The sequence below is a fragment of the Psychrobacter sp. NG25 genome (assembly GCF_015234355.1).
Classification (GTDB): domain Bacteria; phylum Pseudomonadota; class Gammaproteobacteria; order Pseudomonadales; family Moraxellaceae; genus Psychrobacter.
Genome location: NZ_JADGMV010000004.1, coordinates 139,641 through 153,128, shown reverse-complemented (window position 1 = coordinate 153,128; position 13,488 = coordinate 139,641). Strand labels below are relative to the sequence as shown.

11 protein-coding genes are annotated in these 13,488 nt (G+C 41.4%); 7 read left to right on the top strand and 4 right to left on the bottom strand.

The features are described from left to right. Nucleotides 1-40: 40 nt before the first annotated feature. Nucleotides 41-772 (bottom strand): hypothetical protein, encoded by a 732-nt coding sequence (locus IPZ60_RS07730; protein WP_194197239.1) that lies wholly within the window; start codon nt 770-772, stop codon nt 41-43. Between the two features lie 730 nt (nt 773-1,502). Between IPZ60_RS07730 and IPZ60_RS07725 the strand changes: the two genes are divergently transcribed. The 6 genes from IPZ60_RS07725 (at nt 1,503) to IPZ60_RS07700 (ending at nt 8,761) form a co-directional block, all read left to right on the top strand. Continuing rightward, nucleotides 1,503-2,744 carry a trypsin-like peptidase domain-containing protein gene (locus IPZ60_RS07725; protein ID WP_227669279.1) on the top strand — a complete coding sequence of 414 codons (1,242 nt, stop codon included), beginning with the start codon at nt 1,503-1,505 and terminating at the stop codon, nt 2,742-2,744. A 66-nt stretch (nt 2,745-2,810) separates the two neighbouring features. Continuing rightward, nucleotides 2,811-4,133: an NYN domain-containing protein gene (locus IPZ60_RS07720; RefSeq protein ID WP_194197238.1), complete on the top strand. Its 1,323-nt coding sequence runs from the start codon at nt 2,811-2,813 to the stop codon at nt 4,131-4,133. Continuing rightward, the gene (locus tag IPZ60_RS07715; RefSeq protein ID WP_320108726.1) at nt 4,123-5,418 is read left to right on the top strand and encodes a phosphoribosyltransferase domain-containing protein; all 1,296 of its coding nucleotides are present in this window, start codon (nt 4,123-4,125) and stop codon (nt 5,416-5,418) included. Before IPZ60_RS07720 ends, IPZ60_RS07715 begins: the two co-directional genes overlap by 11 nt. Nucleotides 5,419-5,459: 41 nt before the next feature. Further along, nucleotides 5,460-6,293 (top strand): HAD hydrolase family protein, encoded by an 834-nt coding sequence (locus IPZ60_RS07710; RefSeq protein WP_194197237.1) that lies wholly within the window; start codon nt 5,460-5,462, stop codon nt 6,291-6,293. 64 nt (nt 6,294-6,357) lie between these two features. Further along, the gene (locus IPZ60_RS07705) at nt 6,358-7,539 is read left to right on the top strand and encodes a cysteine protease StiP domain-containing protein (RefSeq protein WP_194197236.1); all 1,182 of its coding nucleotides are present in this window, start codon (nt 6,358-6,360) and stop codon (nt 7,537-7,539) included. Between the two features lie 157 nt (nt 7,540-7,696). Next, nucleotides 7,697-8,761 carry an HpcH/HpaI aldolase/citrate lyase family protein gene (locus IPZ60_RS07700; RefSeq protein ID WP_194197235.1) on the top strand — a complete coding sequence of 355 codons (1,065 nt, stop codon included), beginning with the start codon at nt 7,697-7,699 and terminating at the stop codon, nt 8,759-8,761. Nucleotides 8,762-8,964: 203 nt separating this feature from the next. Here IPZ60_RS07700 and IPZ60_RS07695 read toward each other — a convergent pair whose 3' ends face one another. Then, a complete protein-coding gene (locus IPZ60_RS07695; protein WP_194197234.1) occupies nt 8,965-9,777 on the bottom strand; it encodes an alpha/beta fold hydrolase in 813 nt (270 codons plus the stop codon). Between the two features lie 317 nt (nt 9,778-10,094). On the opposite strand from IPZ60_RS07695, the gene IPZ60_RS07690 reads away from it, so the two are divergent. Next, the gene (locus IPZ60_RS07690; protein ID WP_194197233.1) at nt 10,095-10,892 is read left to right on the top strand and encodes an enoyl-CoA hydratase/isomerase family protein; all 798 of its coding nucleotides are present in this window, start codon (nt 10,095-10,097) and stop codon (nt 10,890-10,892) included. Between the two features lie 393 nt (nt 10,893-11,285). Here the strand turns inward: IPZ60_RS07690 and IPZ60_RS07685 are convergent, their stop codons facing one another. Together IPZ60_RS07685 and IPZ60_RS07680 are read right to left on the bottom strand one after the other, a co-directional pair. Beyond that, nucleotides 11,286-11,459, bottom strand: a complete 174-nt coding sequence (locus IPZ60_RS07685; RefSeq protein ID WP_194197389.1) for a hypothetical protein — start codon at nt 11,457-11,459, stop codon at nt 11,286-11,288. Nucleotides 11,460-11,728: 269 nt separating this feature from the next. Beyond that, entirely contained in the window at nt 11,729-13,360 is a 1,632-nt protein-coding gene (locus tag IPZ60_RS07680) for a long-chain fatty acid--CoA ligase (RefSeq protein WP_194197232.1), read from the bottom strand. Between the last annotated feature and the right edge of the window lie 128 nt (nt 13,361-13,488).

Genomic DNA, 13,488 nt, shown 5'->3' with positions numbered 1-13,488 from the left:
GTTTTTCATAGGCATTCAACTGTCTATGAATAATTATTTTCTACCAGATGATAAATTCACAAATATTGGTAGTGCCAGCGCCACAACTTGATTCTTCAACCCGAACTCTGTCTACGGCAGGATTACTTGATAAGAAACCATCTATGTAACCCACTACAAAGTGACAGCCTGAATGGTTGCTATCTGACAACTTGCAGAATGGACATTTAGTCAAAGCAACCAAATTATTCTTAGCTTTAACCTTAGAAAAGCTCTTTAATGCTGGTACAAGTTCGCGATTAATCGTGGTTGGCATTTTTAATGGGCTACCAAGTGAATAGTCACGCTTGTAGATCCCACTTCCCACTTTGCGTCCTAATTCATGCATTGCCTTAGCACGACTCTCATGTGGCAAACTGGCCTCATAGTGCCTAACGATATCGGCGATGTCAGGATACTGTGCACCAATAGCTGCTAACGCATTTTTCTGATCTAAATCTTGTGTTACCGGTGGTGCTGATGCTACTGCTGATGGTATTGTATCCGCACTTCCCTCTCCATCTATCTCTAGCTGAAAAAGTGTACAGCCTTCAATAGAAGAAAGATCATCGATTAAATCTTCTTGTGTCTTTGATCCTTGGCTTTTGGCAACAACATGAATAATGTTGCCACCATTTTCTGAAGGCTCTTGTCTTTGGGTTACGAGTTGGTAACCTGCTTTAATAAGTGGCGAGATAACATTAACCAAACGAATCCGCTCAGAAGACGTTTCCAATGAACAAGAAAATTTCAAAGATCACTCCTTTTCTAAAAAATCGCTAAACTTTTTAGTATTAAGCTGTCTATGCAAGCTCAATGGCTAATATAAATTCAGTTTCAGACTTATGGTTTATCGACTTTCTTGTCGAATGAATGTGACGAGAAGGCAATGTTCAAGACATTTACTTTCTTTTAATACTTATTGATACGGAACAAGCGAATTTGCACTTTATGTATTTGATAAATTTTTTATCACTAACAATGAAGCTCAGCTTTATATTTATTCTTCTTAGCTTTTGCCCTTCTAATACAAGAGAATTACTCATAGATAATATTTAAAATATCTACAGGTTTGACCATTACCTAACCCTTCTCTAATAAAAATCAGTTACTTTATAGAAGCAATTATGTAGCATTATTACTGAGTAGATATATTATGACAAGAGCTAACTCAATATCGCCGGATAAATGGCGATATTATCCGATAGGTGGTTGAAAGCCAAAAATAGAGACTTATTTTATTTAATTAAAAGTAAGCAATAGGCCTTTTGAATTACAGTTTAGAGTGATTTTTAAAGTTTGCTTTTTACTAGATGCTTTAGCTTAATATTAGAATTTAGAACAGTGATGTATTAACTATACCGAATTATAAACAAAAACCATTATAATGCACAAATATCGGTTTTTTTAGTGACCCCATAGTTATTTAAACAGCTATCTAAAAACTGTCTATAATGACTTATAATCGACTGAACTAGAGGCATATGATGACTGTACAGACCGCGTTAGTGCTAGGAGCAAATACGATTATCACGCAATCTAATTGTTCGGTTGCCTTTTCTACAACAGATCAGCTTACATTTGGGCAGCAACTTGGACTGATATGGCTGCCGTTAAATGAACGTCGTAAAGCAGCTTGTAGCCCTGCCTACCTTCATCAACCCAAGGACTGGGCTCAATTAGACAACAATGATAATCCAAGCGCATGGCAGCTAGATTTGACCAAATTATTTGATACGCAAGGTGTTGTTTCTTTGCAATTGATTGCATATGTCTATCATGATCCAAGCCTTAACCTACCAGCGATTGAACTCAATAATATCTGTTTAACACTCAACAATGATGAGATAAAATATGATTTCACTGCAAATGAGCGTCATATCAAAGCTGCCATTGTATTGGAAATATATCGACGTAACGGCCAGTTTAAATGCCGCGCACTGGGCGAAAGCTCTACACAAGGACTAGCAAGCGTAGAGCATCGAGTCGAAATCAGTCTCGATACCCGTCCGCCAGATACGCATGCACTTATTCAATCGGCTCAGCAGCAACAGCGAACTCAGCCAAACAACGAGTCGCGACCGCCACGTCACGTTCAACCTGGTGAGACTTGGACGGGAACAGCATTCGCTATTGACCCCTATCACCTATTGACTTGCTATCATGTGATTGAGTCAGCAGCGATGATTGGTGTCCGTCAGCAAGGCCAGCCTGATCGGGAAGCGCAAGTAGTCCTTAGCGATATCGGCAGCGACTCAGCTATTATTCGAGTAAGCGAACCTCTGCCTAGCTATTTGCCATTAGCGCAGCGATGCTCTGATAATTTGGGAGAGACCATTACCACACTGGGATTCCCGTTGTCAGGACTGAGTAGCCAATTACAAGTCACGCAAGGTTGTATCTCAGGTCTGACAGGATTTGGTAACGATATTCGCTATATGCAATTCACCGCACCTATTCAGCCCGGCTCTAGTGGCAGTCCTTTATTACTGCCTACTGGTGAAGTTGTCGGTATGGTAACCTCTAGCCTCGTACACGAACATGCACAAAACATGAACTACGCAGTGAAATTTCAGTTATTATCTGCCCTGCTAGCGAGCGCTGGCATTGGCATTGGCTTAGATGACTTATCAGACTCGCCTCATGCAAAAGTGCCACCACTAACCACACCGCAGTTGAGCAAACAAAGCCGCGGTGCGCTATGGCTTGTTGGCTGTCAAGATTGAGGAATCATGGAACGAACCTAAAAAATATAAAACAGTGACTTAAAGAAAAAGTATTAGGGAATATAAATGTCAGCTCAGCTCAAAAATATAGCCATACTTATCGATGCTGATAATGCATCAGCAAAAAATATTGGCCATATTTTGCAAGAAATAGAAAAGCTTGGTCATATTACTTGCAAAAAAATATATGGTGATTGGGGAAATGCTCATATTCAAAGTTGGCAAGAAGCATTACTCAAATATGCTATCGATCCTATGCAGCAGTTCGCTTATGTTAAAGGCAAAAACGCCACTGATATAGGCATGGTCATTGAAGCCATGGATTTGCTGTATAGAAATAATTACGATGGATTTTGTCTCATATCAAGTGATAGTGACTTTACCTCATTAGCTTTACGTATTCGCAAAAACCATGTAAAGGTATTTGGCTTTGGCAAACGTAATACGGTTAGCGCCTTTTCGCAGGCTTGTGATAAATTTTTTTATGTAGAAGATTTATTGCACGAGCTGCATAATAGCAATTCTCCGAAAACAACCCTTTCTCCTAAAAAAGCACCTGATAATAATTCATCAAAACAATGGACAACTCAACAACTACAGACACAAACGCACTTAATTAACCTATTAAATAAAATAATCAAAGAAAATACTAATGCTCATAATGGTTGGTCGAATCTCTCTTATATAGCCAGCGAGCTTAATAAAAACCATAATGACATCAAACTCGATAAGTATGGCTATGATAAATTTTCTAATTTAATGATTGCACTGCGTTTATATGATATTAGAAAGCAATCTAATGGCATGTGGGCAAAGATTAAAATACAGAAGGCCTTAACAGCCGCTACAACTGCTAATAAAAAAACGATTAATACTAAGCCAAATTCTAACCTGTTCCCAGCTGCTCCTATTCTTGTCAAAATATCAACAGCACCTACTATCGATGCTGTCTTATTTAGAGTGACTCCCACTGCAAAGGTACGCGGTGATGAAGATATGATATTTTATGGTCAAACGCATAGCGAGGATGGTTCAATCGAACTAAATCAGCAGCTCGAAAGTAATACATCAGTATCTGAGTTCAGTTGTAATCTAAGCCAGCAACCTACTAGCATTGAACAACTTAACTTCGTGCTATCAAGTGAACTGGAAAGCTTAGCGACTGACTCACAGCAAACCACTATTGAATTAAATATCACTGATGAGCAGCAAAATACATTATTATTCTCAGGCAAATTTGACGTCCAAAATAAATCAGGTAAAAGCCTAATATTATTTACGTTAAACCGAACTGGCAACCAATGGCAGTTTGTGCCAAAACATCAAAATATAGATGGCGACCTACGTTATCTCTGTGAAAAATATGGGGTAGAACTAAGTGATAACTGATTTTAAAAATAGTACAACATCTCATAAAACCTATAAGCGAAGTATCGCCTTACCTCGCGGTACGCTTGATCTGACTTATAAAATTAATCCAGCAGCGGCTAAAAACGACTCGCAAAAAGATGACAACTATCAATTAGAAGACTTACTCGGGTTTGCCCAGCGTATCAATCCAAAACGTGCGTTTTTATTTGTGTCAAAAGTCTTAGGCCGTCATATTCCGGTAGCGCCTAGTACGATGCGTAGTGCTTTTACGGATCTGGCAAATTTAGTGCCTAGCGATTTACCTGAGCCGATTTTGGTTATTGGCATGGCAGAGACGGCCGTTGGCTTATCGGCTGGCGTCCATCAAGCACTACAAACGCGTTACCCTAATGCTTTATTATTAAATTCTACGCGTCATGCGCAACACAATGATGATAACAGTGAAACGTTGCTGACCACATTCAGCGAAGACCACAGTCATGCTAGCCAGCATCTCATTTACCAAAGCTCTGATAAAATCACGCAAGCACAGCTACTGGCCAGTAAAACTTTGATTATGGTCGATGATGAAGCGTCAACGGGTAATACTTGCGTCAATGTCGTCACAGCACTACGCAATGCAGGGCTAAGCCAATTAGAGCAAGTGCACCTCACCACGTTGGTTGACTGGTCTCTAAGTCAGAATCAAGGTACAGCGGATGTAGACGACGCCATATCTGCTCGTTTACCGAACATTGACTTTCATCGTCATCATCTACTATCTGGTGCTTGGCAATGGACGGATGCACCCAATCCTGAACCCATTACCATGCCATCGGTCGATACCACTGATGCTGGTAGTCAGTCATTAGGCAACACGGGCAATTGGGGACGTTTCCCCACACCAGACAGTACCGATGGGTTCGTTAACTATTTGGAGAATTTTCAAGCAGCATTGACGAGTTTTAGTGATCAAGCACCGTTTGACAAACAGCAGTTGCCTGAGCGAATTCTGGTATTAGGTAGTAATGAGTTTGTGTGGCTGCCATTTTTATTGGCTGAATGGCTTGAAGGTCAGGTTAAAAACTCTAAAAAAACCGTTAACTTTAGTGCCTTGACACGGTCACCCATTGCTCTGGGTGGTGCGATTACCACCATGTTAAGCTTTAGTGATAATTATGGGCTTGGTATGACCAACTTTGCTTATAACGTCGAGCCTAGTGATTGGGATTTAATTGTGCTGTGTGTAGAGACCTCAAGCGATAGCGTTGATGACATGTGGCAAGGTTTAGATAACGTACTGGTGGTTAGTCCTACGCCTTAATTTACTATATAACATTCTGTTTAACGTTTAGGAACGGTTCTATGACCACCCCATTTTTTCAGCCCAATGCAAATATCGTAAAACCCTATGCCTTAATGGATTTAGACGATACGCTATTCCAAACTCAACGCAAAATTGACGCATGGGACTTACCCACTACGGAGCCTGAGCAATTGGTTTGTGCGACCGTCAATAAGCAAGACGAGCCATTAAGCTTTATGAGTCAACGTCAAGCGGTGCTATTTAATTGGCTACTTGCCAGCACTGAGTTGGTAGTCGTCACTGCCCGTGACCGTAGTGAAATCAAACGCGTGAAGCTGCCTTTTGAAAGTTGGCAAGTCCTGACTCATGGTGCGATTATTCTCAGTAAAGATGGCAAGCTACAAGCCCAGTGGCAACAGCATATGCATAACCAGCTTGCACCATTGCAAGATAAATTAAATCAGCTGAGCCAAGTATTCGCCAATTACAGCAAAAGTGATGGTAGTCAGCTCGTATTTACACCGCATATCGATAGCTTCAATAATGGTTCTGTTGCTGCAGAATTAACCATTTATTTGGCTATTAAACATGCTCACAAAAACCATCAAGCATTGATAGATTTAGCTGAAAAGTTGCCAACGCTGATACGTGATTTTGATCAAGACTTTTATGTACACGTGAATGCAAATAATCTAGCGATATTGCCGCGTGCCGTGCATAAGCATCATGCTGTAAAGTTTTTATTAGAGCATCATTTAGACAGTCAGCGACCTAGTTTTGGCTTTGGTGACAGCCTAGCGGACTTGCCATTTCTGCAATTGCTAGACTGGTATGGAATGCCCAATCACGGTCAACTGCATTCGCAGTTACAATCGCAGTTACAGCCTTTGTGATAGGCTAGGTTATTCATTCTCTCGATCCTCACCTTTTCCTATAATGAGTGACAATATTGCTATCATGATTTCAAATAACCTCAATACAAAAACAGCCGACTTAAAAAGTTACGGTTCAGGCAGTTACCTTGCCAGTGATGTGACCGTTCTGCTCGATATCGTTGATAAAGATGCCGTGGCTGATGTGCCGGTCAGCCAAAAAGAAGCGCTCATCCAAAGTGGCCAGCGTCATTATTCTGATATGTTAACATTAGAAGATGCACCAACAGCGATGCATGAGCGACTCTATCATCAGGCGCTAGAGCAAGGTACGAATAGAACTGCGACTGATATCGCTAACTTGGCTCATACATTACAAGGTACTTTTGAGCAGACCGTTAATACTGAGAATCCATTAGTATTAGTCAGCTTAGTGCGCGCAGGTCTGCCGATTGGGGTACTGTTACAGCGTGCGTTAGCAGATACTGATAGCCGCCACGCTTTGCCAAGCATACATTACGGCATTAGTATCATTCGTGACCGCGGTTTGGATTCTGTCGCCCTAGCATTAATATTAAAAACACATCCAAACAGCCCAATTGTATTCGTTGACGGATGGACAGGTAAAGGCGCTATTTACCAAGAGCTATCCCGTAGCCTAGAGGTATTTAGAAACCCTAGCCATTCAAATTTCGCTAATATTTTTCATCAGGGTAAAGGTGTGATTCCATTATTAACGCTGGCTGATCCGGCTGGTGTCGCTTGGCTTGCTGCTAGCGAAGAAGACTGGTTGATTCCATCAGGGCTACTAAACAGTACCGTGTCAGGACTGATATCACGCAGCTTATATACCGAGCCGCAATCAGGGCTACATCGCAGTGTTTTTTATGATAACTTGGTAGCTTCAGATCACAGTTTAGCCTTCATCGATCGCATCGATGCAGCACGTCGTGTACTGACCAACTCTTTGCAATGTTTGTCACTATATAAACAACCTCGTTATCAAACGGCTGACTTAATCGATACGCTCGCAGCAGATTATGCTATCGACAATCGTAACCGAATCAAGCCAACCATTGCAGAAGCAACAAGAGCAATATTACGCCGCGATCCTGAACGTATTTTGCTAGCAACAGCCGATCATCCAGATACGATACTACTCAGACATTTATGTGCGCAACGAGATATCGCTATCAGTGTATTAGGTGATAAAATACTGCCTTATCAAGCCATCACTCTAATCAAGCAACGCACCAAAGACAGCTAATGGCTATTTTTTAATATAGTTGTTTCAGTTCTTTTATAAAGGATTGACTATAACTATATTTAGAGCTGTTGATAAGTAATGACCCTTGAGCCATGCCACTTGATAATAACTTCGATTTTTTATAACTCCTTACTTATCACTACTTATGATGCCAACTATGTCAGATACGCCACACAACGAAGCAAGCTTCTATAACCATTCCCAGTCTTACGCTCATCTATTTACTGAGCGTCATGCAATGGTTAAACCACACACCCACCATCCTTATCAGCTTGGTGCTAGCCTTTATATGCCTGCAACTCGCGAAGATATATGGCAGGTCATCAAACGTGACAAGCTGCCCACGATTAATAGTATTATTATTTGTTTAGAAGATGCGGTCAGCCATAGTGACGTCGACTTAGCGCTTGATCGCTTGCAAGCATTACTCGACACATGGGCTACGCATGTCGATAGTATCAATAACCCCTCTAGAAAAGCAGACATCAAAACTCAACATCCAACTCGTCCGTTGGTATTTATTCGTCCGCGCAATCCGATGATGCTGCAACAGTTGGCGGACTACCCTCATATCGATCTCATCGATGGTTTCGTCATGCCAAAAGTCGATATGTATAGCTTATCCAACTGGCGCATGGCTTGTCAGAATCTAAGTGCCGAGCAACTATTGATGCCCACGCTTGAGACTGCCGCCTTATTCAATCCACATCACAATCAAGAACTGGCCATCGGTTTTAAAGAAGCTTTTAGCCAGCCAGTGTTTGCACTGCGTATCGGTGGCAATGACTTGTTTGCCGCGCTGCGTCTCAGGCGACCTAAGCACAGTATTGTCTATGATACGCCAATCGGCACCCTAGCCTATCAGCTGCTTGGCTGCTTTGTGCCACATGGCTTTTATCTGACGGCACCCGTGTTTGAATACTTAGATCAACCAACACTGTTTATGCAGGAGCTGACCCATGATGTCAGCTTAGGTTTGGTTGGCAAAACTGTCATTCATCCAAGCCAAATTGCTTTGGTACAGCAAGCCTATTGCGTACCACTCAGCACCTTGGATGAGGCGCAAGCGATACTTCATAGCGAAGCCAAAGCGGTATTCAAATATAACAACACCATGTTAGAGCCAGCCACGCATCGCGCTTGGGCGGCTGAGGTCGTGAATCGTGCCGAAGTATTTGGAACTATTGATGATGGCAGTAGTGAATACAGCTCTCGAATGTAGCTATCTGATAGTTGATTTATAGCACAAAAAAGCCGCTATCATCATTTGATAGCTGCTTTTTTATGCCAAGTTTAACCCTAAGAATGAGGCTTTAATACACTATAGTCAAAGAACTCTAAAATAGGTACAAGGCAGCCGACTGCAGATTGTACAAATAGTATATCTAAGGAGGATAACACCGTAGCGGTTTAGTCGTTCACTGACTACACGCAATTTTCTAGAAACTGACTCATGACTCGGTTTACTTGCTCTGGCTCTTCTACAGATGACGTATGACCCGCACCTTTAATAATCGCTAGCTTGGACCCTGCAATCGCAAAATGCATGCGCTCAGCCTTTGCATAAGGGGTCGCTACATCTTCATCACCAACGATAATTAATGTAGGTGTTGTGATATCACCAAGCTGCTCATAGATCCCTTTACGCTCAATCACACCCATCGTAGCCTTGATCACACCACCTTTACGATTGCCTTGTAGCATCGTGAGCCATTGCTTGCGTTCCACTTTACGCAGCTTGTCTGCCAAAAAAGTATTGCCAAACATAATAGGCATGAGTTTATTACTCACACGCTTGCTACCTAACCAACGAATGGCTTGGACAAGTTTACGATACTGCGGCATATTTTTAGGATCTTCAGGATCAGCAGACGTTGCTAATAAGGTAAGCGATAGCAGTAAATCAGGACGCTTAATTGCAACTCGCTGAGCGACAAAACCACCCATAGACAATCCTACAAAGTGACATTTATCAATGCCAAGCGCAGCAATCAGGCCAAGTGTATCCTCTGTGAGCGCATCCATATCATAGCCAGACTTGGTAATTTGCGATTGACCTTGTCCACGGAAATCAAAAGCGATACAGCGATAATCTGCTTGGAAATGTTTGACTTGTTCGTCATATATTTGCGTACTCCACAGCAGACCGTGGGCAAATACCATGACTGGCTTTTGCACATCATTTGGTGCACTGTCTTCATAATAAATATCTGCATCATTGATTTTAATGACTGGCATAATAACGTCCTTGTTTGATAGATAAGAGAGGCTAATATATCCCTCAGGATTCTAGCATCTTCATAAATAATTCCCTGACACAGCTTTTGGCATTTTAGCATAACCTATCAAATTTCGATGTGTCTTGAGCGCCCACAAAACCCACTTTTATAATCATGCCAAACTGCTATAGTAATATGCTGTCTACATAGTCAGTTCAATATAGTTCAGATATAAGTAAGGCTAGTGAAAGTACTACAAACCGTAGATTTTGCGTATCTGACTCATATATGATCGACCATAAGATACTTATAAAAACTTATACAAGGATAGATACCATGTCGCAGCCTTTAGTCGATTATCAAGTCGAACAGCATATTGCCACCATTACATTCAATGACCCAAAAAGCCTAAATGCTTTTGGTACGCCTCTAAAAAATGGCGTGTTGAAAGCACTTGCTGAGGCCGAGGCCGATGACCAAGTGCGTGTCATTATCTTACAAGGTGCAGGTGGCAATTTTTCTAGCGGCGGCGATATAAAAGAAATGCTGTCTGAAGGTCTGGATAAAGACATTATTTCAAGCAAACTAAAAGGCATGGTGGAAGGTGCTGGAGAAGTCAGCCTAAAGTTGCGTAATATTTATAAACCTATTATTGCTAAGTTAGAAGGTGCAGTAGCTGGCGCAGGCATGAACTTAGCCTTAACTTGTGATTTCCGTATTGCGGCTGACAATGCCAAATTTGTACAAGCCTTTGTCAATATTGGCCTGATTCCAGATGCAGGCGGTATCTATTTGCTAAACCAACTGGTTGGCGCAGCAAAAGCCACCGAGCTGGTTATGTTGGGTGATAAGCTTAAAGCAAAAGATATGGCGCGCTTAAATCTGGTGAATAGCGTGGTTAGTGCCGATGAGTTAGAGGCGAGCGTACAGGCATTAGCAAACCGCTTAAGCCAGTTACCAGGTAAAGCATTGGCCTCGATGAAGCATATGCTCAATGTGCATGCGTTTACAGGTTTAAATGAAGCCTTAGATATGGAAGTTGAACAACAGACTATGATGGCAAAAACGGATGACTTTATCGAAGGTGTCACAGCCTTCGTAGAGAAGCGTAAGCCGGTTTATCAAGGTAAATAGTTTTATTATCTATAGTCAATCCTCTATAAAAGAGTGACAGCGTTAACCTCGCTTGAAGTATCACATATAAGTCTGCACTTGGTTGCCTTGTACCTCTTTTAAACTGAATCAACTATAAAGTCGAAATACCAGTTACTGACTTCTATAACAAGCTAACTCTTTCGATGTATTGTTATGAAACACAGCATAGCTATTTATTAAAAACGATTGAAATAATAAACTCAACCATAAAAAATCCGACCACTTGTAGTGATCGGATTTTTTATGGTTTAGAAATATTGAAAGCTAAAGGTTATAGCAGTGTTTGTCGCTAATACTTGTACCAAATCATTCTTATTTTATTCGTAGAGAACAATCTACATCTCAATCATCTGTTTAAGCTATTAGCATTTATTAGCTACATGATTTTTTAGACTGACTGATCTTTCCATTTTTACAGACGAATTTATCACCTTGGCAATGCGATATGCCACCCATCTTGCCAGAACAAGGTGTATTCTTTGCATTTGCCTGCATGACAGGCGCTAGCATAAATATAGAGATAAAAAATGCTGACCAAGTTCTCATAAATAAAAGCCTTAATAAATGAATAATATAAATTCGAACTATATTACTGTGACATTCTTTTATCAATCTTTATTTAATCTACTTTCGTCGATTAATGCTAAACCTTAAAATAGTGTCTTTATATCAACTTATCTATTACTCAATGCACAAAAAACACCAAAAAAATAAAGGGCTAATAGTCTAAGACTGTCAGCCCTTTATCATTACATTCATCTCTCAATACCAATTCACTGACTAAACACCTTATGCATTTATGAGGTCAAAATATACTACGATATAGCCAACAGGGCATCGCCATGATTATCACGTAAATCTTTTTTGACCATTTTTCCAGCACCGTTAAGCAAAATACTCTCTACAAAAATAACTTTATCTGGTATCTGCCAGCTGGCAATTTTATCCTCATAAAAGCTCAATATTTGCGCCTCGTCGATTTCTGAATCTTGTTCTTTTACGACGATCAATACAGGACGCTCGCCCCACTTTTTATGCTTTGCCGCAATGGCCGCCGCGATTTTGATTTCCGGATGTGCGGCTGCGATGTTCTCAAGCTCCACCGAAGATATCCACTCGCCACCAGATTTTATTAAGTCTTTTGAGCGATCACGGATATTCATGTAACCATCTGCATCGATGGTGGCAATATCACCCGTGTCGAACCAGCCGTCTTCAGTGATGGCATCAGGGTTCTCTGTGTAATAGTCATTGATAATCCAGTGCCCTTTAATCTGCAAACGACCTTGAGACAGACCATCTTCTTTTACACGCTTGGATGGCTCATCAGTGTCTATCAAGCGTAGCTGAACGCCATAAGGCGGGCGACCTTGAGACTTGCGTAAATCATTAATCTCTTCTTTACTCAGCGATTTATGCTTGGCTTTTATTTGATTCATCGTCCCAAGCGGACTGGTTTCAGTCATACCCCAGCCATGTACCGCATCGCAGTTGAAATCTTCTCTAAATGTTTTGATAACTGACGGTGGACACGCTGCGCCACCAACGATAGTGCGCGTCATACTCTCAAGCTTGCTGCCTTTAGACTTTGCAGCAGTCAATAGGCTTTGCCAAATCGTCGGAACGCCCAAGGCAACTGTTACCTGATAATCATCAATGAGAGAGACTAGACTGTCACCGTCTAGATTGGGGCCAGGCAATATGAGAGAACAACCTGTTAATGCAGCAGCATAAGGAGTGCCCCATGCATTGACATGAAACATAGGTACTACCGGCAGTAAAACATCTTGCGCAGATAGTGCTGAGACGTCAGGCATACATAATGCCATTGCGTGAAGTACAGAGGAGCGATGAGTGTATAAAATACCTTTAGGATTGCCTGTCGTGCCTGAGGTATAGCATAAGGAGCTGGCAGTCGCCTCATCGAGTTGAGGCCAGTCAAAATCAGGAGAATGCTCTGCTAGCAACTCGTCAAAGAACAGTACATTCGATAACTGCTCTACGACTTTTTCATCTCGAGCGCTCAAGCAAATAAAATGCTCAACACCTTTGATGTCTCCCTTAATTGCCATAATCAACGGCAAAAATGTCACATCAAAGAACAATACGCGGTCGTCAGCATCATTAATAATATAGCTAAGCTGTTCAGGAAATAATCGAGGATTGATAGTATGGCAGACCATACCACTCCCCGAAATCGCATACCACGCTTCTAAGTGACGATGATTATTCCAAGCCAGCGTAGCGATTCGTTCTGAGGACTTTAATCCAAGTGTAGCCAGCGCATTGGCCAAACGTTTTGAATTGTTGGACACACTAAGCCAGTCAGTATGCATTATCTGTCCGTCGACTTCTTTGGAAACAACCGCTGTATCACCATGATAGCGTGCAGCATGTTCAATAAGACCACTGATTAGCAATGGCTGATACATCATTTTCCCTAACATAGTACATTCCCTGTAGTTGTTTGAACGTCAGCTTATTCTTATTGGTATATCATCTGATAATCCGAATAGGCCACAATTGAGAATAATCAGAATTATTGGTTAAAACAAGCGAATACTATGACCTCAAT